General features: G+C 37.3%; 18 protein-coding genes and 1 pseudogene. 7 read left to right on the top strand and 12 right to left on the bottom strand.

Annotation, left to right across the window (positions count from 1 at the left end; all coding sequences use genetic code 11):
* Positions 1 to 17: 17 nt before the first annotated feature.
* Positions 18 to 563, top strand: a complete 546-nt coding sequence (gene apt, locus D1094_RS14205; protein WP_118960779.1) for an adenine phosphoribosyltransferase — start codon at positions 18 to 20, stop codon at positions 561 to 563.
* 133 nt (positions 564 to 696) lie between these two features.
* Here the strand turns inward: apt and D1094_RS14200 are convergent, their stop codons facing one another.
* From D1094_RS14200 to D1094_RS14190, 3 genes are all read right to left on the bottom strand, one after another.
* Complete coding sequence (locus D1094_RS14200; protein WP_118960778.1) at positions 697 to 2100, bottom strand: alkaline phosphatase; 1404 nt, start codon at positions 2098 to 2100, stop codon at positions 697 to 699.
* A 68-nt stretch (positions 2101 to 2168) separates the two neighbouring features.
* Positions 2169 to 3365, bottom strand: a complete 1197-nt coding sequence (locus tag D1094_RS14195; protein ID WP_118960777.1) for an endonuclease/exonuclease/phosphatase family protein — start codon at positions 3363 to 3365, stop codon at positions 2169 to 2171.
* A gap of 4 nt (positions 3366 to 3369) precedes the next feature.
* Positions 3370 to 4002: a TetR/AcrR family transcriptional regulator gene (locus D1094_RS14190; protein WP_118960776.1), complete on the bottom strand. Its 633-nt coding sequence runs from the start codon at positions 4000 to 4002 to the stop codon at positions 3370 to 3372.
* 692 nt (positions 4003 to 4694) lie between these two features.
* On the opposite strand from D1094_RS14190, the gene D1094_RS14185 reads away from it, so the two are divergent.
* The 4 genes and pseudogenes from D1094_RS14185 (at position 4695) to D1094_RS18980 (ending at position 10059) form a co-directional block, all read left to right on the top strand.
* Positions 4695 to 7820, top strand: coding sequence for a TonB-dependent receptor (locus D1094_RS14185; protein ID WP_118960775.1), 3126 nt, complete (start codon positions 4695 to 4697; stop codon positions 7818 to 7820).
* A 175-nt stretch (positions 7821 to 7995) separates the two neighbouring features.
* Positions 7996 to 8430, top strand: a complete 435-nt coding sequence (gene cdd / locus D1094_RS14180; protein ID WP_118960774.1) for a cytidine deaminase — start codon at positions 7996 to 7998, stop codon at positions 8428 to 8430.
* Positions 8431 to 8464: 34 nt separating this feature from the next.
* Positions 8465 to 9769: a thymidine phosphorylase gene (gene deoA / locus D1094_RS14175; protein ID WP_182440204.1), complete on the top strand. Its 1305-nt coding sequence runs from the start codon at positions 8465 to 8467 to the stop codon at positions 9767 to 9769.
* A gap of 71 nt (positions 9770 to 9840) precedes the next feature.
* Positions 9841 to 10059, top strand: a pseudogene (locus D1094_RS18980) (hypothetical protein).
* A gap of 116 nt (positions 10060 to 10175) precedes the next feature.
* Here D1094_RS18980 and upp read toward each other — a convergent pair.
* From upp to udk, 5 genes are all read right to left on the bottom strand, one after another.
* The gene (gene upp / locus D1094_RS14165) at positions 10176 to 10802 is read right to left on the bottom strand and encodes a uracil phosphoribosyltransferase (RefSeq protein ID WP_118960772.1); all 627 of its coding nucleotides are present in this window, start codon (positions 10800 to 10802) and stop codon (positions 10176 to 10178) included.
* Positions 10803 to 10848: 46 nt separating this feature from the next.
* Positions 10849 to 11427, bottom strand: a complete 579-nt coding sequence (locus D1094_RS14160) for a thymidine kinase (protein WP_118960771.1) — start codon at positions 11425 to 11427, stop codon at positions 10849 to 10851.
* A gap of 120 nt (positions 11428 to 11547) precedes the next feature.
* Positions 11548 to 12321 (bottom strand): deoxyribose-phosphate aldolase, encoded by a 774-nt coding sequence (gene deoC, locus D1094_RS14155; protein ID WP_118960770.1) that lies wholly within the window; start codon positions 12319 to 12321, stop codon positions 11548 to 11550.
* An 8-nt stretch (positions 12322 to 12329) separates the two neighbouring features.
* Positions 12330 to 13574: a NupC/NupG family nucleoside CNT transporter gene (locus D1094_RS14150; protein ID WP_118960769.1), complete on the bottom strand. Its 1245-nt coding sequence runs from the start codon at positions 13572 to 13574 to the stop codon at positions 12330 to 12332.
* 15 nt (positions 13575 to 13589) lie between these two features.
* The gene (gene udk, locus D1094_RS14145) at positions 13590 to 14231 is read right to left on the bottom strand and encodes a uridine kinase (protein ID WP_182440197.1); all 642 of its coding nucleotides are present in this window, start codon (positions 14229 to 14231) and stop codon (positions 13590 to 13592) included.
* Between the two features lie 285 nt (positions 14232 to 14516).
* Here udk and D1094_RS14140 point away from each other — a divergent pair, with 285 nt between their 5' ends.
* Both D1094_RS14140 and D1094_RS14135 read left to right on the top strand, forming a co-directional pair.
* The gene (locus tag D1094_RS14140; protein ID WP_118960768.1) at positions 14517 to 15734 is read left to right on the top strand and encodes a phosphopentomutase; all 1218 of its coding nucleotides are present in this window, start codon (positions 14517 to 14519) and stop codon (positions 15732 to 15734) included.
* Between the two features lie 75 nt (positions 15735 to 15809).
* A complete protein-coding gene (locus tag D1094_RS14135; RefSeq protein WP_118960767.1) occupies positions 15810 to 18113 on the top strand; it encodes a TonB-dependent receptor in 2304 nt (767 codons plus the stop codon).
* Between the two features lie 93 nt (positions 18114 to 18206).
* On the opposite strand, the gene deoD is transcribed toward D1094_RS14135, so the two are convergent.
* The 4 genes from deoD to D1094_RS14115 form a co-directional block, all read right to left on the bottom strand.
* On the bottom strand, positions 18207 to 18911 hold the full coding sequence (gene deoD / locus D1094_RS14130; RefSeq protein ID WP_118960766.1) for a purine-nucleoside phosphorylase: 705 nt from the start codon (positions 18909 to 18911) through the stop codon (positions 18207 to 18209).
* Between the two features lie 152 nt (positions 18912 to 19063).
* Entirely contained in the window at positions 19064 to 19234 is a 171-nt protein-coding gene (locus D1094_RS14125; RefSeq protein ID WP_118960765.1) for a XapX domain-containing protein, read from the bottom strand.
* Between the two features lie 60 nt (positions 19235 to 19294).
* Positions 19295 to 20311, bottom strand: a complete 1017-nt coding sequence (gene add, locus D1094_RS14120) for an adenosine deaminase (RefSeq protein ID WP_118960764.1) — start codon at positions 20309 to 20311, stop codon at positions 19295 to 19297.
* A gap of 124 nt (positions 20312 to 20435) precedes the next feature.
* On the bottom strand, positions 20436 to 21341 hold the full coding sequence (locus D1094_RS14115; RefSeq protein WP_118960763.1) for an endonuclease/exonuclease/phosphatase family protein: 906 nt from the start codon (positions 21339 to 21341) through the stop codon (positions 20436 to 20438).
* Positions 21342 to 21533 lie beyond the last annotated feature (192 nt).

Here is a 21533-nt window from a genome sequence, read left to right as displayed (position 1 = left end):
TAAATGTTATAGAAACTATGAATGTAGAACAAAAGAACACGCTAATCAATGCTGTACACACTATTGAAGACTACCCAAAAAAAGGGATTTTATTTAGAGACGTAACAGGCATTTTAGATAACGCTGAAGCGTTCAAATTAACCATTGATCTTTTGAAAGAAAAATATCAAGGTCAAGGTTTTACCAAAGTGGTTGGTACAGAAGCGAGAGGCTTTTTATTTGGTGCACCACTTGCCTTAGCATTAGGTGTAGGTTTTGTTCCTGTGCGTAAGCCTGGTAAATTACCAAGAGCGACATATGCACAAGACTACCAATTAGAATACGGTACAGATACCTTAGAGATACATCAAGATGCGTTAACGAAAGATGATAATGTGCTAATTGTTGATGATTTACTGGCAACGGGTGGTACAATTGAAGCGACAACTAAGTTAATTAGAAAAGTTGGCGCAACCACTACGCACAGTGCATTTGTTATTTCATTGCCTGATTTAGGTGGCGAAGAAAAGTTAAAAGCGTTAGGACTCTCTGTTCACGCATTACTTGAGTATGAAGGTGATTAAAATACTCACCTTTGGCATTTTCTTTTATTGATAAAAAGCCGGCCTATAGAATGATAAAAGCGAAACATTTATGTGTTTCGCTTTTTTTAGCTCTTTTTTAGGCCTTTTTTAGGTACTGTCATTCAGCTTTCTATTATGGCTGTTTGCCTAAAAGTGAGAACATTTTTTTGGCAATGTCAGTATTATCAAGTTGGCCTGAAAAAGTTAAATGCTGTTTACCAAAGGCATAAACGGGCACGTCAATTCCTGTATGGCCACCGCTCGTCCATCCGGTATTTGTTCTTTCATTAATTAACTGTTTCACCGCTTTATTCATCGCATAGGTAATATTTGGCTCTTTCATTTTTGCTTGAGCACTTTTTGATAAGTTTCTGTAGTGTTCACGCTTTTCATAGGCTTTATATTTTGCTTGTTGTAATTGTTGCGCTTCAAGTTCACTCACTTCAAAATTTAAAATACTTGATATTTCATTTTGAGTTAAATCACTTTTTGCTAATTGCTTTGCTAACATTCGCGGTGATTGCTTAATCTTATGTAATAAAGCAGGTTGCCATATATACTCGCCGTTTGCCGCAATCGTTAAACCGCCCGTACTGTGATCAGCTGTTAGTACGACTAATGTGTCAGGGTTACTTTCAACAAATTGCTCAAGGTATTCAAGTGTTTTAGCTAAGTCGTCCATTTCAGCCATTGCTGAAGCAATATCATTACCATGTCCAGCCCAGTCGATTTGGCTGGCTTCAACGAGTAAAAAGAAGCCTTTTTCATTAGTTAATTGATTTGTTGCCACTTTAGTCATCATTGATAAACGATGAGGGTTTTTATCGTCGAGTGCTGTGGGTAAACCAATATCTGCAAATAATCCTAAAACAGGCTTTTTATCGTTTAACTGGTTAAGAGCTTGATAATTGTCAATATACTGAAATCCAGCTTGCTTATATTCACTCACAAGATCTCTATCATCACGTAGAAAGTACTTCCAACCGCCACCTAACATTAAGTCAGTATTTATGCCATTATCGAGATAACTATCAGCGATAGCATTGTAGTTTTCACGGCTTTCATTATGAGTAATATAAGCTGCTGGTGTCGCGTGATTAATTTGTGAAGTAACGACAACACCCGTTTTTTTACCTTGAGATTTAGCCCGTTGTAAAACCGTACCCACAGGTTCTTTATTAACATCGACAGCAATAGCACCATTGTATGTTTTAATACCGGCAGATAGTGCCGTTGCGCCCGCCGCTGAATCGGTAATATAACCTGATTCTCTTGCAGGGTATGTACTACTTAATCCAAGTAGATGTCTGTCGAATACTGTTTGTTCAATGTGTGAGGTAGTCACATCGTCGTTATAGTATCGATAAGCACTCGTAAAAGCTGGCCCCATACCATCAGCCACGATCATAATTATATTTTTTGGTGCGTCAGTGATTTGTTCTGGAATATTGGTAATGGTCGTCGTATTTGTGTGAACGGTTGAGTTACACGCTGATAAAGCAAGCGTAAGCGTAATACAAGTAAACAGTTTATTCATGATAAGCTTTCTATAAGTTCGTTAAGTTAGTAATTATTTAGTAATTAGTTATTAGTCGCTGTTTAAGGCTATTTAGTGAGTTCAAGCTCTACCCATACGAGTCTATGATCGGATGATGCTTTTCTATCTTTTATTAATCGATAGGTTGGCTCATTGTCTAATGGCCAAAATACACCTGAATTTACTAGCTTAAAACCAAGCTTAGAGGGCAAAACGTAATCAGCACGCATTCGCCAAAAGGCAGTATGATATTGGGCGTTTATATTATCTTGTGTATGTTTTGTTGCGCCTGCACTTTTTGGCATCACATCATTAATTTTTTCATGATTGAGTAACGCATCAATGCCTGTATTTATAGCATCGCCATCAACATTTGACGCATTTAAGTCACCTAAAATAATAAATGAAGCTTGCTTTGCAATACCGCCTTTTTGACCTTTATCATCATAAATGTAATGGTTATTTTTATCTGATATGTAATCATGCCAAAAACGTATTTCATCATGATTTCTTTTACCATTTCGATCTTCTGGGCCATCAAAAACGGGTGGAGTAGGATGGCTTGCTAAAAAATGAACCGTGGTATCGTTTATCTTAATAGGAATGTCCCAATGAGACTTTGAAGAGAGCGGTAAACTTTGCCATGCATTATCTTTAAACCATGATTTATTTGTTTTTACATCAATCGGTTGTAGTGCATTAGGCATATCAGACCATTTGAAGTGTTGAAAGGTTCTAATCTTTTCACTCTCAATAGGGTATTTTGATAAAATAGCCATACCAAAGTGGCCAGGAAAGTAACCAAAACCAAAACCATCACCAGGTAATTGACCGCTAATACCGTTACCATCTAAATCAAATCCAGAATTAACGCCTGTATTAACAGGACCTTGATAAAAATAAGGATATTGCTGTGGTGTTTGGCCTTGTTGGCTTTTTGCTACGTAGTTTTTTAAAAAATGTTTTAATGCAGTATGCTTACTTTCTTGATTATTATCAGAAAAATCAAACTCATTAAGTAGGATAACGTCAGGATTTACTCGCTGAATTATTTCAGCAATATTTTTTATTTGCGAATTATTCTCTTGTAAAGCGTTTGCTAGTGTACTGCTGGGTACAGGGCTATTACTGCCGCGTTTATGTTCAATATAATTCAGCGCTTCCATACTGACATTAAATGTCGCTACTTTAATCGTTTTAGCATTTGCATCTTTCATTGGTAATAAAGTAACACCTAAAATAAGGAGGAAAATTAAATATTTCATAAGGTTAAGCTAAACCACAGCCGCGTAAAATCATTTGAGAAAGGAAGGCAATAACTTGTTCAACGTCATCTTCTTCGTATTCAGCTCTATTCATAATAGTTAATATCTGTGTCTCAAAATCAGCGTAATGTTGTGTTGAAGACCATATCAAGAAGATAAGGTGTACAGGGTCTACATCAGCCATTTCACCGTTATCTATCCATTGTTGAAATAACTTCGCTTTTTCTCTAACCCATTGTCTTTGGTAAGTTCGAGCAAATTCTTTTAAATGCTGAGCGCCTTGAATAATTTCCATAGCATAAATCTTTGAGGCTTCAGGATGATTAAAAGACATTCTTACTTTTGCTTCAATAAATTTTTCAATGGCTGCCTTAGGACCTTCAGATGGGTCGATATCTCCTATGCCTTCATCCCACATTTCAAGAGTATGCTCTAGTACAGCATGATAAATATTTTCTTTATTTTTAAAATAATAAAGAATATTGGCTTTAGGTAAATTGGCTCTATCGGCAATTGATTGCACAGTTGCACCTTTATAACCTTGTAAAACAAACTCAGTAGTAGCAGCCGTGAGAATTTTTACCTGACTTTTGGCTCTAATATTCCCTGTTTTTTTAACTTTATTATTTTCTGTCATTCTGAAAACTCTATTAATAAATAGTCTTAGTGTTAATTTTTTAAAGATATTATTGTGTAGATACTTAAAAATAACGCCAGTTAACCAATTGGTTAGGAAAAGCGTTATGAAAAAATTGAACATCCAAATAAATGGGATTGAAATGTAGCGTATTTGTTATCAAAAGTACATTGGAATAGCAGCAAATGGGTTTAACTGTGATTTGTCCACTAATTCTGGCATGCCTGATAGAGAAGTAAATAATCAAACTTTTTAAATTGTAATTGATTTAAATTGTTTTTTTTTATTTTTAGTTTTAGTTATTGATTTTTATATATAAAAGTGTTTTTTATGTTTTTTGTATACTAGCTTTTACTTATAATGAAATGTTACCATATACATAAGTATTAATAACAAATATGTATAAAAGATGATTTGTTGCTTCTTTTTTAAACATAAATAATATTTATAGCTTTTAAGGTCTTGTATTTTATATGTTTAACTTTTTTTGTATGCAGTATATTAAGCCTGGTTAGACCTCTAATGTTTATCCCTAGTAATAAAAGCGTAAAAAAATGTAATGAAACTGACATAAAAATCTGGTCTAATTTGCATCGAAATTAAAAAACCGAGCAAATGGTTAACTTTTTTATGCGGTTTGCTTGATAAAAATAAATATCATTACTGATTAAAACATAACCAAGGAATAACAGATGACAACTCATCGTCTCTCACGCATTACGGGTGCGTTAGTACTTGCGCTTGGACTTTCAACTTCAGCTTTAGCAAATACAACAACATCCGCCATTAAAGGTAATATTAGTGGCCCTAACGGTAATCCTGCTGCTGGAACTCAAATTACTATAGTTCATGTGCCATCAGGAACGACTAAAACAGCAACGGTAAATGACTCTGGTTTATTTACTGCTAAAGGTTTAAGAGTAGGTGGACCTTACAAAATTATTGTTGATTCGGACCAGTTTAAGGATACTGAGCTAAACGATGTTTTTTTAACCTTGGGACAAACATTCCCTGTAGCGGTTGCATTAGAAGCAAAATTAGAAACAGAAGTTATCGAAGTTACAGGTAGAGCAATTAGCAAATTTGCAACGGGTACTAGCCCTGCAGCACATTTTAATGCTGAAGATTTAGCAAGTTTACCTGCTATTAACCGTGATCTTAAGGACATTGTACGAGTTGATCCTCGTATATATGTTGATGAGAGTCGCGATGATGCAATTCAATGTGGTGGTGGTAACCCTCGTTTTAACAGCTTAACGCTTGATGGCGCTAAGATGAATGATAATTTTGGTTTAAATGATAATGGTTATCCAACGGTTCGTGTTCCATTTTCATATGATTCAATTGATCAAGTATCTGTTGAATTAGCCCCTTTTGATGTTAAATACGGTAGTTTCACTTCGTGTAACATTAATGCGGTAACTAAATCAGGTACAAACGAAGTACATGGCAGTGTATTCTTTGATTACACTAATGACTCAATGAAAGGTGATGAAGCAAAAGGTAAGGATATACCCACAGGCTCGTTCAGTGAAAAACGTTACGGCTTCAATGTTGGTTTCCCAATTTTAGAAGATAAAGTTTTTGCATTTGTTTCATATGAAAAACTTGAAGGCGTTGAGTTATTTGAATACCAACCATTAGGTAACCAAATTTCACAAGCAGACGTTGACCGCGTAGTGCAAGTTACAAAAGACGTATACGGTTACGATGCTGGTGGCATGCCAGGTAATATGCCAGTAGAAGATGAAAAGTTACTTCTAAAACTTGATTGGAATATCAACGATGATCATCGTGCAAGTTTTGTTTATAACTATAATGATGGCTTTAAGTTATCTCAATCTGATAACTGGGCATTAACACTTGATAGCCACTTTTATGAAAAAGGCGCTGAGTTAAAATCATTTGTTGCCTCATTACATTCTGATTGGACAGACAACTTTTCAACGTCAATTAGTTACGGTCAAATGGACTTAGACAATCGTCAACAATCATTAGATGCTGACAGTGGTTTTGGTGAAGTTCAAATCAGACACGGTGGTTCTACAATATTCTTGGGTCCTGATGATTCTCGTCAAACTAACGAATTATACTGGGATAACCAAACCTTTAAGGTTTCAGGTAACTACTACTTAGATGATCATACTATTACTGCAGGCTATGAATATGAATCATTAACCGCATTTAACTTATTTATGCAGCATACCGACGGTGAGTTTAGATTTGACTCTATTGATGATTATGAAGCAGGTTTAGCAGCTCGTATTTATTATAATAACTCGGCAGGTACTAACATTCCTGAAGATGCAAGCCAAGAGTTTACTTATGATGTGCATACTTTCTTCTTGCAAGATGAGTACACGTTTACGGATATCGATGCAACCTTAATGTTTGGTTTCCGTTATGATATGTACACAAGCTCTGATAAACCTCGTTATAACGCTCAGTTTGAAGAAAGATATGGTTATGCAAATAACTCTACTTTTGATGGCGTAGATTTATTCCAACCACGTGTTGGCTTCAGTTGGAATGTAGATGACAACTTATCTGTTAGAGCTGGCTTTGGTTTATATTCTGGTGGTAACCCAAATGTATGGTTATCTAATTCTTATTCAAACGATGGTTTAGTACAAATCGCAACTCGTGAATACAAAGTTGATTTAGTAGAGCAAGATGGTAAAGTCGATTTATTTGCGAACAACTGGACAAGCCCAGGTACGCCAATTTACGGTGTTCCTCAAGCAATGTATGACCAAATTCAAGGCATTCCTCAAGAAGGTGGTGACGGCTCTGTAAATGCTGTTGATCCTAACTTCAAAATGCCATCAGAATGGAAATACTCAATCGGTGGTACTTATACTACAAATAACGGCTATAACTTCACAGCTGATTTGTTATATAACCAAAAAGTTGACTCAGCAACTATAAAAGATGCTGGTATTGCTTATTCAGGTGAAGTAGCGCCAGATGGTCGTCCTCTGTATGAAGAACCAGCAGGACGTTCAGGAGAGTACGTATTAACAAACAGCGGTAGAGATGGTAAATCAACTATTTTATCATTTGGTGTAAATAAGTCGTTTGATTTTGGTTTAGATGCAACCTTTGGTTACTCTTACACCAACTCAGAAGATGCGAATCCAATGACAAGTGCAGTAGCCGGTTCTAACTACGGTAACTTAGCGACAACTGACGCTATTAACCCAGCAATTGCAACGTCTGATTATGAAATCCCTCATCGTTTCACTATGGCGTTAAACTATAATGTTGAGTTAATTGACAGTTTAAATACACGTATTAGCTTATTTGGTCAATCAAGTGCTGGTCGCCCATACTCTTACACGTTTGATAGCTCAGACAGAGGTTATGGCGATAACAACTGGAATGGTTCACGCCAATTACTTTATGTACCTGCCGAAAATGATCCAAATGTAGTTTACGCTGACGGTTTCGACAAAGCAGCGTTTGACGCTTTTGTTGAAAGTGAAGGTTTAGCACGTGGTCAAATTCAAGGTCGTAATGCTCACAATGCTGATTGGTGGACAACGTTTGACTTGAAACTCACTCAAGAACTTCCTGGTTTATCTGCAGACCACCGAGGTAGTGCCTTCATTATCGTTAAGAACATTGGTAACATGTTAAATGATGACTGGGGTGTAATGAGCAAAGGGTCATTTGTAGGTAACCGTATGGTTGAAATATCAAGCAATGATGCAGGTCAATACGTTTTTGAAGAATTCAATGACGGTAACCAAGAGCAAGACATTCAAAATAAACCATCGTTATGGGAAATCCGTGTAGGTGTTAGTTATAGCTTCTAGGGTTATTCAGGACTAACTACTGACTTATCAGTAGTTTGATATTCAAAAGGCTGCATTGCGCAGCCTTTTTTGTTGCCACTCTATTAAGTAAAATTAAAATTAAATTACTTGACCAAATGGTCAGTAATGTTATGCTCAGGTATAGATTAATAACATTATTAGGTTATGACGTTTTATGAAAAACAACCCATTAACATCTGCTGAACTAGTTATTTCAGATGAATTGAAAGCGGCTGCAAAGGCGGCATATAACAATGCTTATGCACCTTATAGTCAGTTTAAAGTTGGCTCTGCAGCATTAACGAGTGATAACACTATTGTGAGTGGCTGTAATGTTGAAAATGCCTCGTACGGTTTAACCGTTTGTGCAGAGCGAAACTGTATTAGCCAAGCGGTTATTCAAGGAAAGCAAGTGTTTCAGCTCATAATTATTTATACCGAGCAGGATAAGTTAACGCCACCTTGTGGTGCCTGTAGACAAGTGATTGCTGAATTCTTCGAGCAAAACGCACCTGTGATTGCCTTTAACCATAAAGGTGAGCAACAAGTTTGGCAGGTAGCTGAACTATTGCCTAATGCCTTCACGCCAAAATTTTTATTAGACGCATAGGAGCAAAGAAATAATGAATGCTCAATCTTCAAACATGTTATTACCCCAAGAAATTATTAAAATTAAACGCGATGGTCATCAACTAAATGAACAAGCGATTCAAGCTTTTGTTAAAGGTTTAGTTGACGGTAGCTTTTCTGATAGTCAAGTCGGTGCAATGGCAATGTCGATATTTCAACGCGGTATGAGTGTTGATGAAAAAGTCAATTTAACCTTAGGTATGATGAATTCTGGTGATATTTTAAGCTGGGAAGGGTTCGATGGACCTATTGTTGACAAGCATTCAACCGGAGGGGTTGGCGATAAAGTCAGCTTTATGCTTGCGGCGATTGTATGTGCTTGTGGTGGTTATGTACCGATGATTTCAGGTCGTGGGTTAGGGCATACAGGCGGTACATCAGATAAACTTGAAAGTATTGCAGGGTTTAACGTTGAACCAAGCATTAAAGAGTTTAAAGCAATAGTTAAAGATGTTGGCATGGCGATTATTTCACAAACCGATAATTTAGCGCCTGCTGATAAGCGCTTGTACTCTATAAGAGATGTCACCGCCACAGTTGAATCTATTCCACTGATTACCGCCTCTATTTTATCGAAAAAGCTTGCTGCAGGACTTGATTGTTTAGTGATGGATGTCAAAGTGGGTAATGGCGCAATGATGACTTCATTAGCTGATGCTAAGGCATTGGCTGAAAGTATTACCAGCGTAGCTAATGGCGCAGGCGTTAAAACACAGGCAATTATAACCGATATGAACCAAGTGCTAGGCACTAGTGCAGGTAATGCTTTAGAGATGTATGAAACGGTTAAATATTTAACGGGTAAGCAACGTGAGCCTAGGCTACACAAAGTGGTACAAGCTTTGGCTAAAGCGATGCTACTAAATACTGGCTTAGCAAGCTCAGATAATGACGCACTTGAAAAAATTGATCGCGTGCTAACATCAGGAAAAGCAGCTGAAGTGTTTGAACGCATGATAGCTGCATTAGGTGGCCCTAGTGATTTTATTGACAATCCATGGGGGGCAATGAACAAAGCGAATGTTATTACTGAGATAAAAGCGACTGAACATGGTTATTTAGCCCAAATGGACACGCGAGCTGTTGGCATGGCGGTTGTTGGTTTAGGGGGCGGAAGAACAGCACCAGGACAAGCGGTGGAGCATTCTGTAGGCTTTGATCGTATTTTGCCTTTAGGTGTTAAGGTTAATCGTGGTGAAGTGATTGCACGCGTTCATGCAAGAAGTCATGATGAGGCTGAGTTAGCGAGTCAACAATTTTCTCGAACAATACACTACAGCGAAGAAGCACCGACACTTTCGCCAATTATTTATACCTAAGTTATTAGGGGCTGTTGAACTTTCGCGATTAAATTTTGTTCGAGCTAAAAGCGTTTTATTCGAGGCGAGTCGTGTGTAGCTTAGTCATTCTAAGCAAATACTACTCAACAAAGCGTAAAATGCTTTTAGCCGAATCCTTCGGACAGCGTTTGTTGATCATTTTTACGGCGTTATCGCCTTTTTATGTGGAATAACCACATGACAAAGACTCTGCCTTGTACAAATATCCAACAAAAAGCTGCAACAACAACCCCGAAAGATCAACAGCCCCTAGTAAATTGTTCTATTAAATCAATGTAATAAAAAGCCCGAACATCAATAAGTATATTCATTGATGTTCGGGCTTTAATCTATTGAAATACTAAAACAGTAGGTTATAAGAATAGGCAGTTAAAAGAGTAGACGGTTATAAAGTACCGAATATTTTATCGCCGGCATCACCTAGCCCAGGTAATATATAGCCTTGTTCATTAAGCTTTTCGTCTACTACGCCAATAATAAGATCAACGTCAGGGTAAGCTGTTTGCAAAACATCTATTCCTTCTGGGGCGGCCACTAAAAATACAGCAATAATATGTTTGCAGCCTGATGCTTTAAGTAATTCGATTGTCGCTAAAGCTGTTCCACCTGTGGCAAGCATAGGGTCAATAATTATCGCGGTTCTTTGTGCAATATCACTGACAATATTTTGATAGTAAGTTTCAGGTTGTAAAGTTTCTTCATTGCGTTGTAAACCGACAACACTCACTTTGGCACAAGGTAAAATGGTTAGTGAGCCTTCAAGCATACCTAAGCCTGCACGCAATATAGGCACAAGGGTAGGTTGTTTATCAGCTAGGGAGGGTGCCGATATTTCACCAGACCAACAAGTTAATGGTTTGTTTAATAAAGCAAAGTGTTGCGTGGCTTCAACGGTTAGTAATATCGATATTTCTTGAGTAAGTTCTCTAAAAGCTTTAACTGAAATATCGTGATGACGAAGTAAACTGACTTTATGTTTAACAAGCGGGTGTGCACTTTCAAAAACAGGCATAAAAAATTCCTAATGATGATGGCTTAAAGAATAGAACAATTCAGTGCTATTGCCAGACCAATTGCTTAAAGTGAGCTCGACAAAGAGGCTCGTATCTTTCATTTCCGCCTACCTCAACTTGTTCGCCCCCTTTTACGGGTTGGCCGTTAGCATCTCTGCGAATGACGAAGTTAGCCTTTCTCCCACAATGACAAATAGTTTTTAACTCAATTAGTTTATCTGCCCAAGCCAAAAGTGCAGCGCTACCTGAGAACGTTTGGCCTAAAAAGTCGGTACGAATGCCGTAAGCTAAAACAGGAATATGTAAAATATCGACTACATCGGTAAGTTGTTTAACTTGTTCTTTAGATAGAAATTGCGCTTCATCAATTAGCACGCAATCAAGTTTTTTGCTTTGATGTTTTTCCGTGATTTGATTAAATAGATTACTGTTGTCGTCAAATAAAAAAGCATCGGCATCTATACCTAAACGAGAGGCAACTTTTCCTTGGGCGAATCTATCATCAATTTTTGCCGTATAAATTGCTGTTGTTAAACCACGTTCTTGGTAGTTATATGAAGATTGCAGTAAGTGGGTAGATTTTCCCGCATTCATAGAAGAATAATAAAAATACAATTGAGCCATTTGTTTGTTCTTTTAATTATTAAGTAGGTTGTATTAAGCCGTTTATTTTGAGTTATGAATAAACTACTTGATTTGACTTTTCATTAAGATAAGTGACGAAGTCAGACATCATTTTCACGTTTAATATTGAGTCGTTTGAGTTTGCTTGCTTTGATGACCTAGCGTCTCTAATAGGCTGGCTAATAAGCTACTTGCACCAAAACGAAAATGTTTAGCATCAGCCCAATCTTTGCCTAAAATGTCATCAGCTAGCGTTAAATATACTTGAGCATCTTCAGCGTTTTTAACACCACCTGCGGGTTTAAAGCCAACGTCGGTATTTTTGTTTTTGATCACTTCAAGCATAATTTTAGCGGCTTGTGGTGTGGCATTTACAGCAACTTTACCTGTTGAGGTTTTTATAAAATCAGCACCTGCATTAATGGCAATTTCGCTTGCCTTTTGAATGAGTTCATCCGATTTTAATTCGCCAGATTCAATAATCACTTTTAACTTAGCGGTATTATTACAAGCATGCTTACACACTTTAACCATGTCAAAACCGATGTTTTCATTGCCGTTCATTAGGGCCTTATAGGGAAAGACTAAATCAACTTCATCAGCACCATAGGCAACAGCAGCTTTTGTTTCAGCTAACGCAATATCAATATCATCTCCACCGTGCGGAAAGTTTGTTACTGTGGCAACCTTAACCTGAGGTGTTTGCTGTGCTTTTAATATTTTTTTCGCCAGAGGAATAAAGCGTGGAAATATACAAATAGCAGCTGTTTCACCTGCAGGTGATTTAGCTTGGTTACAAAGGGCAATAATCTCTTGGTCAGTTTCTTTATCAGTTAAACTGGTTAAATCCATTAGAGATAAAGCACGTTGCGCTGTTGTTTTAAAGTCAGTCATAAAAAATCCTACAATGAAATAAATACGCCGGCAATTGCCGCACTCATTAAGTTAGCTAACGTTGCTGCGATCATAGCTTTCATGCCTAATCTCGCAATATCATGACGCCTACTCGGTGCCATAGACCCTATGCCACCTAGTAAAATTGCAATAGACGATAAATTAGCAAAGCCACATAAAGCAAAGGTAATAATGGCTTGAGTGGGAGCAGATAACGAGTCTTTAATTTCTACAAAATTAACATAAGCAAAAAATTCATTAACGACAATTTTTTGGCCAATAAAGCTACCCGCTTGTAACATTTCATGACTTGGAACACCGACAATGTAAGCAAGTGGAGCAAAAAAGTAACCTAGTAATAATTCGATGGTTATATCTTCATAACCTAGTAAACCCGAAATACCACCAACTATGGTGTTTAGTAAAGCAATTAACGCGATAAAGGCTAGTAACATAGCGCCAACATTTACCGCAAGCTTTAAGCCTGAAGCTGCGCCAGAGGCTGCTGCATCAATAACATTCGCAGGTTTGTCATCGCCACTATTGTAATCAACTGCTTCATTAACTATTTCATTTGCTTGAGTTTCTGGGTAGATGATTTTAGCCATTAACAAGCCACCTGGTGCCGCCATAAATGATGCTGCAATAAGGTATTTTAACTCAATGCCTAAGCCCGCGTAGCCAGCCAAAATAGAGCCCGCCACTGATGCTAAGCCACCTACCATAATGGCAAATAACTCAGATTGCGTCATTTTAGCAATGTAAGGTCTAACAATAAGAGGAGCTTCTGTTTGACCAACAAAAATATTTGCTGTGGCAGAAAGTGACTCTGGTCGGCTGGTTTTTAATAACTTTTGTAAACCGCCACCGATAATCTTAATCACCCATTGCATAATGCCAAGATAATAAAGCACGGCAATTAACGATGAAAAGAAAATGATATTGGGTAAAACACGCACAGCAAAAACAAAGCCGACACCATTACTGAACATGGCATCAGTGCCTAAACCACCAAATAAGAAATTAATACCCACTTTGGCGCTATCAATAACACTTTGTACACCATTGGTCATTGATGCCAGAACATCTTTACCAAACGGTACGTAGAGCACGAATGCACCCAGTAAAATTTGCAATGAAAAGGCGAGGGCGACAGTGCGAAAATTAATAGACTTTCTACTACTTGATAACCAATAGGCAACGGCTAGTAGAACAAAAATCCCTATTACACCCCTAAGTGCTGATAACTCCATAAATACCTCTTATTATTAGTGTTGTGGCGGTAATTTTGACAGTTGACGAATTTTAGCTTTGAGTACTTCAATGGCCATGCGATTTTTTCCACCGCGTGTAATAACAATATCAGCCCATGCTTTAGATGGTTCAATAAACTGATAGTACATTGGCCTAACTGTTTCAAGGTATTGATTAGTTACTGACTCAACACTACGGTTTCTTTCAATTAAGTCACGTTGTATACGCCTAATTAAACAAATATCTAATGGTGTATCCATGTAAACTTTAATATCGAATCTTTTGCGAAGTTCCATATTAGAGAGGAGTAAAATCCCTTCTACCAAAATAATCTTAGTGGGTGAAAATTCACGAGTCTCACTGATGCGAGTGTGTGTTTTATAGCAATATACTGGGCTGTTTATCGTTTCATTATTGACTAAACAGCTTAAATGTTTGCTTAATAGTTGATGTTCAAACGCATCGGGATGATCGTAGTTGGTTTGCTCGCGTTCTGACATTGATAAGTGAGATTGATCTCGATAATAAGCGTCTTCATAGAGAATAGAAATGCCATCTTCACCTAGCTCGCCAACGAGTTCATCATGAATAGTTTGAGCAAAAAGAGTTTTCCCTGAGGCTGAAGGGCCAGCTATTGCGATTATTGTTGGTTTCATCAGTTCCAAAATACCTATTGGGTCGTGCTACTTTGTTAGCTAATGTTTCAGCTATGCTTAAGGAGATAAGCGTTATAGTTAATAACAAAAGTTTATGAGTAAATAAATGAATAATAAAGGGAATAATTAATATTTATTGACAAAAGATTAGGTTAATTTTTTGTCAGAAAATAAATAGATTATTTACCCATATTTTAAAAGGTGTTAAATTAACACATCTTGACCACTTGGTCATATTTTTTATCGACTAATTGATTGAATAGATCAAAAAATACAGGAATTAGTATGACGCGAGCAATTGTTATTGTAATAGACAGCTTTGGTATTGGCTTTTCACCCGATGCAAAAGATTTTGGTGATGTGGGGGCGAATACTTTAGCAAACCTTGCGACTGCGTATTTTGACGAAACAGGTAAAAAGCTCTCTTTACCTAATTTATCAGCATTAGGAGTCATTAAAGCTTGTGAAAATGCAGGTAAGCAAAGCTTTCCTTACCAATCGCATCCTTTAAAACAAGGTGCTTATGGTTACGCACAAGAGATAAGTACAGGTAAAGATACGCCTAGCGGACATTGGGAGATGGCAGGAGTACCTGTACTTTTTGATTGGGGCTACTTTACAGATAAAGAAAACGCTTTTCCAAAAGATCTTATTGCACGCATCAATGAAAAGTCAGGTTTTTCAGGGATGTTAGGAAACTGCCATGCCTCGGGCACTGAAATATTAGCGCGCCTTGGTGAAGAGCATATCAAAACAGGGCTTCCAATTTGTTATACCTCGGCAGATAGTGTCTTTCAAATAGCGGCTCATGAAGAGCATTTTGGTCTAGAAAACCTTTATCAGTACTGTGAACAGGTGAGATCATTACTTGATGATTTAAATATTGGACGCGTTATTGCACGACCGTTTATTGGTGATAGTGCTGATAACTTTACTCGAACGGGAAATCGTAGAGATTATTCTGTTTTACCCCCTGAGCCTACAGTGCTAGATAAAATTTCGGCATCAGGTACACATGTTATAAGCGTTGGTAAAATTGCAGATATATTTGCTCATCAAGGGATTGATGAAAAAACAAAAGCAACGGGCTTAGATGCCCTATTAGATGCAACTATTTCACATATTAAAACCGCTCAAGATAATAGCTTAATTTTTACTAACTTGGTGAATTTTGATCAAGATTATGGTCACAGGCGAAATGCTGTAGGTTATGCACAAGAACTTGAAGCTTTTGATGCGCGATTACCTGAATTAATGCAGGCAATGAATGATGAGGATTTGTTGTTTTTAACTGCTGATCATGGCTGCGATCCCACATGGCCAGGATCAGACCATACTCGAGAATATGTGCCCGTTATTGCATATCATCATAATATAGCTTCTGTTGATTTAGGTGAACGATCAACCTTTGCTGATTTAGGGCAAACTATTGCTGAAATATTCAAGGTAAGCCCAATGAATTACGGAAAAAGCTTTTTAACTCAGCTAAATTTCAAATCTTAACTTATACTCAATAGGTTTGTTAACCGCCATAAGAGTGGTAAACCTTTAATATTAATGATGTTTGGGGAATAAAAAATGAATTCTTTTAAGAGAAGCTCTCTTTCTTTGTGTATCAGTTCAGCAATGGTAGGTCTCGCGGGTTTTTCACCTGTTTCTTTGGCTGAAGAAGCTGATAAAACAAAACTTGAAGTGATTGAAGTGACTGCACGAAAACGAGTTGAAAATGTTCAAGAAGTACCTGTGTCGGTTTCTGCTTTACAAGGTGAGAACCTTGAAGCATATAGCTCTGCAGGTATGGATATTCGTTTTATGAGTGCACGAATACCAAGTCTTGCGGTTGAATCTTCTTTTGGGCGTAGTTTTCCGCGATTTTATATTCGTGGTTTAGGTAATACAGATTTTGATTTAAATGCTTCTCAACCAGTATCTTATGTAGTGGATGATGTTGTACAAGAGAACCCTATTTTAAAGGGCTTTCCTGTGTTTGATGTAGAGCGAGTTGAAGTTTTACGTGGCCCACAAGGTACGCTTTTTGGCCGTAATACACCGGCAGGTCTTGTTAAGTTTGACTCAGTTAAACCGTCGCAAATCTTTGATGGTTATGCGGCAATTTCCTACGGAAGCCGAGGCAGTATTGATAGTTCAGCTGCATTTGGTGGTGGATTAACCGATAATTTATCTGTGCGAATTTCAGGTTTGCACCAATCTAAAGATGATTACATTGATAATAGAGCGGTTGGCTTTGAACAAGCAGATCAACAAGGTGGATATGAAGAAAATGCCGCGCGTATTCAATTTTTATATGAAGGCAATGACTTTACCGCTTTATTTAATTATCACTTTAGAGATTTAGATGGTTCACCGATTACCTTTCATCCTAATATTGCCACACCAGGTAGCAACAAAATTCGAAGTGGTTTTAAATCTGATGTGGTGTATCAAGATGCTGGACAATTTGCGACTCAACAAGTTGAAACACAAGGGAGTAGTTTAAAATTAGAATGGGACTTCAGTCAACATACGTTAACGTCAATTACTGCTTGGGAAAGCGCTGAAATATATTCTCGTGCTGATGTTGACGGTGGCTATAATGGTTTCCCTCCAGCTGGGGATCCAAATGCAGTATGGTGGGGGGCTCAAACTGCTGATGAAATCCCTGATCATGAGCAATATACTCAGGAGCTACGTTTAGCATCAAACTTCTCTGGTAAGTTGAATTATCAAGTCGGTGTTTTTTATTTTAGCGAAGAGTTAACAATTAATACTTATGATTTTTATACTCGCGATGCTAACTCAACACCTGCGGACCCTGAACATGGTGCTCAAAATGGTGAGTCAACACAGTTTCAAGACACGACTGCTTGGGCTGTTTTTGGCTCCGTTGATTATGACGTAAGTGATGATTTATCTGTGACCGTAGGCCTTCGCTATTCTGATGACGAAAAAAAGTTTACAGCAGAGTTAATCGATCACCCTTTCATTCCCGGGCCTGATGGAGGTAATTTTAGTGAATCTGTTAATCCAAGCGATAGCCACGTAAGTTGGGATATTAGTAGTAATTATAAGATCACTCCAGACATGAACTGGTATGCACGCATAGCGAATAGCTTTAGGGCTCCGAGTGTTCAAGGGCGAGTATTGTACGATCAAAATGTCAGTGTGGCTGATTCTGAAACCATTACCTCGTACGAGACCGGTATTAAGTCAGATATTTTAGATGGGGCAGGTCGTTTAAATGCTTCTGTGTATTACTTTAATATGGATAACCAGCAATTAACCGCTGTGGGTGGTAGTGCGAATTCAAATACATTATTGAATGCGGATACGACTAAAGGGTATGGTATTGAGTTGGACTCTGAATTTATCGTTTCAGAAAATATTATTGCGACTTTTAATATCAGTTACAACAAAACTGAAATTGATCAACCTGGGTTAGCTGTGGCAACGTGCGGTTCAGGTACTTGTACTGTCACTGACCCAACCTTTCAAGTACCAGGTGGATTTGGTCCAATCACCATGGCATATATTGATGGAAATAGCTTACCCAATTCCCCCGAGTGGATTTCTAACTTAACATTAAGTTATGCGAAAGAAATTGGCGATGGGGAGTTTTTCATTCATTCTGATTTAACCTATCGTAGTGAAGTAGACTTCTTCTTATATCGTGCAAAAGAATTTGAAGGGGAGTCTTTAGTTGAGCTTGGCGCACGTACTGGTTATAACTGGATTATGGGTGATAATGAATATGAAATTTCTGCATTTGTTCGTAACTTAACGGATGAACAAGTAATTATCGGTGGAGTTGATTTTAATAACAATTCAGGCATGGTTAACGAAGAACGTTTCTTCGGCGCTGAATTTAAAGTTTCTTTCTTCTAAAAGACACTAATAGTGCGAACTTAAAGGGGAAAACATGATGTTAGCCCCTTTTTTATTACGAGTTTTGATCTCTATTCGTTAACTGTTTGAGCATTACAGAATGCTTTCTAACGTTAGTTCCATCATATCTTTAAATGTGGTTTCACGTTCATCGGCGCTAGTTTGCTCGCCCGTTTTAATATGATCGCTCACTGTTAATACGGTTAATGCTTTTTTACCATATTCAGCTGCTACGCCATATAAACCTGCCGCTTCCATTTCTACGGCTAAAATTCCGTATTTTTCCATGGTTGAGAACATTTCAGGTTGGGGTGTGTAAAATAAATCAGCAGTAAAAATATTACCTACACGCACGTCTTTACCTATTTTTTCAGCGGTATCAACCACACTTTTTAATAAAGAAAAGTCAGCACAAGCCGCGAAATCAAGATTATTGAAACGTTGTCTATTTACATTAGAGTCAGTACTTGCTGCCATACCTATAACAATATCACGAATCTTTATATCGTCACGTACTGCGCCACACGAGCCAATTCGAATAATATTTTCTACGCCGTAATCTTTGTAAAGTTCAGTTGCGTAAATAGAAACACTAGGCACACCCATACCTGAGCCCATTACGGAAATACGTTTACCTTTATAGGTACCAGTGTAACCAAACATATTACGTACGCTAGTAATACATTTAGCATCTTCTAAAAAGTTCTCAGCAATAAATTTTGCCCTAAGTGGATCGCCTGGCATTAATACGGTTTCGGCGAAGTCACCTGGTTGTGCTGAAATATGAGGAGTTGACATAAGAGTTATCCTTTTAACGGTAAGTTTAACTCAGTAAGTTTCAAGCCAAATCTGAATGATTCAAACTGCTATCTAGGGTTTTTTACTGAAAATATTGTATTTTAATTATTACTTTCGTTGAGTTTACGAAATATAGAGTATTAATGATAATGCTAACTAAAGAATCGTTCAAGGATCCAATGATAAGCAATACCGCCAAGGTAAATACCAAAAATTCCGACAATACCTGATAATACAGGTGGGGCAGGTAGTGGTAGTTTAAACAGTGAAAAAATCACACCGACCAATACGCCTGTACCTAAAGCGGTTAAAATTTCAACCATACTTTCTCCTTTGTGTAGTTATGTAATGTTATTTTTAGTGGAAAATATTTTAGTATCACATTAATTATTGAACGTTAAACTGGCTTTATGTTCGTTGAGTAATTGCTGTTTTTCAGTATCGCTGATAAAACTCATTTGCAGTGCATTTAATTGCAATTGGGTAATTTGCGCTTCGGTTAATTTAACTACCTGACTTGCAAGGTGATACTCATAGGGTAACTCAATATTTTCGACAGCAGGATCATCAGTATTTAGGCAAACATATAAATCATTTTCTAAAAATTTTTTCACCGGATGATTTGATAAATCGTTAATCGTACCTGTCTGATAATTTGAGGTTAAACAAGACTCAATGCCTATTTGATGTGTTCTCATATAAGCCATGAGCTTTTCATCATTCATACAAGCGACACCATGACCAATACGTGTAGCACCTAACTTTTCTATGGCGTGCCATACACTTTCAGCACCAGCCGCTTCACCAGCATGTATGGTGATTTTTAAGCCAGCATCACGCACTTTAGCAAAGTGTGGTTCAAAGAGTTGACCTGGAAAATTATATTCATCACCAGCTAAATCAATAGCCACTAAATTATCTTGATGGCGTAATAAGGCATCTAATTCGAGAAAGGTTTTTTCAACACCAAACGTACGGCTTAATATGCCGATAAGGTTAACCTTTGTATTGAATTTTTTCTGACCAAGCGTAATGCCTTCAATGACGGCTTCAATAACACCATCAAGAGGTAAGCCATGAGCCATGGCCATGTAAAAAGGTGAAAAGCGTAATTCGCAATATTTGATGTTAGCAAGGTGAGCATCTTCAACATTTTCATAAGCCACTCTCACTACATCATCAAGCGTGCTTAGTACATTGACGCCCCAATCAAGCTTTTTTAAAAACTCAACTAAGTTTGCTTCACTGCCTTGAACTTGTGTGTGTACTAAAAAGTCGGTGAAATTGCTTTCAGGCAAGACAATGTTATTTTGTTGTGCGAGTTGCCAAATAGTTTCTGGACGAATATTACCGTCTAAATGTCGATGTAAATCAATTAATGGAAGCTTGTGGTTTATCATGGAATAGGCCCAATCGATGAAAAAGCCGCTATAACAAAAGCAATGTTATTATCGCGAGTAATTCTTGTTAATTATATCTGTTCAATGATTAGCTAGCAAAATATTACAGACAATTTTAAGACTGTTAAAAATCTAGAGTTACTGAAATAGGACAATGATCACTTAATGTTTGTGACAACTTACGAGTATATTTTTCTTTAAATACAAGTTGATTAAATGAATTATCAATATAATGTTTTTTAGCTTCAGGGTTAAAAACAATATGATCGATATAATCTTTATAGTATCCACCCCAACAATCTGAGTTTTTACTCGCAGTCGGCGTCCATAATTGTTGTTTTTTATCATCATTAATGGCTTGCCATAAACCTTGTTCATGAGAAAAATCGTTCGCAATATCTTGTGAGAAGCGTCGATTAAAATCACCTAAAATGATAAATGCTTCACCTTGCGATTGCTTGTTATCTATCCATTGAGATAAAGGCGTTTTTTGCTTACTTAATAATTGACAAGCGAGTTTTTTCTTTTCTTCTTTTTCTGTTGAACTGGGCATATCGGCAACAGTAGATTTATCTAGCGACTTGGCGAAACAACCCGATTTTAAATGTACAGCGAGTAAAGATGTTGTTTTACCATTTCTTGATAATGTAATATCCATACCATGACGAACTCTTCCTACATCTAAGGCTTTATATTCGCTCGCTTTAACTGTTAAGCCAATATCCTTTCTTATGGCGACGCCTACACGTTGTACCCAATCTTTAGTTGAAAAGTAGTAATTGTAGTTATCGCCAAACACTTTTTTGGCCCAATATTCACTTTCAACTTCTTGCAAGGCGATAACATCTGCATTAAGTGTCGAGGCATATTTAGCCAGTGCTTTATAATCGTCACTATGTCTTTCGTTATATTCATGTGAGCCAAGCCAGGCAATATTCCATGAAGCTACTTTTAAATCTTCAGCAAGTACCGCTGTGTTCATGAATAAACCAGCGCTCAAAGCGATAGTTGTTAAAATTGACTTTTTCATTAATACTTCGTTAGACCTCATTGATTAAGAGCGGTAAAAATATTTACATATTTTCATTGGTGTGACCATAAAAGTTCTTTAGGCTAACAATGACAATATATACTCGCGAAATGCTAGTATTATATTTTACGTTTTACTTAACCATTCGGTCAAGTTTTGCTATAATCCGCAACATTACACTAATTTCACCGT

This window comes from Colwellia sp. RSH04 (assembly GCF_003545765.1).
Classification (GTDB): domain Bacteria; phylum Pseudomonadota; class Gammaproteobacteria; order Enterobacterales; family Alteromonadaceae; genus Colwellia.
The sequence above is the reverse complement of the archived record's forward strand: the minus strand, read 5'-3'. Positions and strand labels throughout refer to the sequence as shown.

What these genes read in the sequence shown, in the direction of transcription:
- D1094_RS14135 (WP_118960767.1), top strand. Translation starts at nt 15,810, where the DNA reads ATGAATTCTTTTAAGAGAAGCTCTCTTTCTTTGTGTATCAGTTCAGCA.
- deoA (WP_182440204.1), top strand. Translation starts at nt 8,465, where the DNA reads ATGTTATTACCCCAAGAAATTATTAAAATTAAACGCGATGGTCATCAA.
- D1094_RS14125 (WP_118960765.1), bottom strand. Translation starts at nt 19,234, where the DNA reads ATGGTTGAAATTTTAACCGCTTTAGGTACAGGCGTATTGGTCGGTGTG.
- deoD (WP_118960766.1), bottom strand. Translation starts at nt 18,911, where the DNA reads ATGTCAACTCCTCATATTTCAGCACAACCAGGTGACTTCGCCGAAACC.
- D1094_RS14190 (WP_118960776.1), bottom strand. Translation starts at nt 4,002, where the DNA reads ATGACAGAAAATAATAAAGTTAAAAAAACAGGGAATATTAGAGCCAAA.
- apt (WP_118960779.1), top strand. Translation starts at nt 18, where the DNA reads ATGAATGTAGAACAAAAGAACACGCTAATCAATGCTGTACACACTATT.
- deoC (WP_118960770.1), bottom strand. Translation starts at nt 12,321, where the DNA reads ATGACTGACTTTAAAACAACAGCGCAACGTGCTTTATCTCTAATGGAT.
- D1094_RS14150 (WP_118960769.1), bottom strand. Translation starts at nt 13,574, where the DNA reads ATGGAGTTATCAGCACTTAGGGGTGTAATAGGGATTTTTGTTCTACTA.
- add (WP_118960764.1), bottom strand. Translation starts at nt 20,311, where the DNA reads ATGATAAACCACAAGCTTCCATTAATTGATTTACATCGACATTTAGAC.
- udk (WP_182440197.1), bottom strand. Translation starts at nt 14,231, where the DNA reads ATGAAACCAACAATAATCGCAATAGCTGGCCCTTCAGCCTCAGGGAAA.
- D1094_RS14185 (WP_118960775.1), top strand. Translation starts at nt 4,695, where the DNA reads ATGACAACTCATCGTCTCTCACGCATTACGGGTGCGTTAGTACTTGCG.
- D1094_RS14195 (WP_118960777.1), bottom strand. Translation starts at nt 3,365, where the DNA reads ATGAAATATTTAATTTTCCTCCTTATTTTAGGTGTTACTTTATTACCA.
- D1094_RS14115 (WP_118960763.1), bottom strand. Translation starts at nt 21,341, where the DNA reads ATGAAAAAGTCAATTTTAACAACTATCGCTTTGAGCGCTGGTTTATTC.
- D1094_RS14160 (WP_118960771.1), bottom strand. Translation starts at nt 11,427, where the DNA reads ATGGCTCAATTGTATTTTTATTATTCTTCTATGAATGCGGGAAAATCT.
- cdd (WP_118960774.1), top strand. Translation starts at nt 7,996, where the DNA reads ATGAAAAACAACCCATTAACATCTGCTGAACTAGTTATTTCAGATGAA.
- D1094_RS14140 (WP_118960768.1), top strand. Translation starts at nt 14,517, where the DNA reads ATGACGCGAGCAATTGTTATTGTAATAGACAGCTTTGGTATTGGCTTT.
- upp (WP_118960772.1), bottom strand. Translation starts at nt 10,802, where the DNA reads ATGCCTGTTTTTGAAAGTGCACACCCGCTTGTTAAACATAAAGTCAGT.
- D1094_RS14200 (WP_118960778.1), bottom strand. Translation starts at nt 2,100, where the DNA reads ATGAATAAACTGTTTACTTGTATTACGCTTACGCTTGCTTTATCAGCG.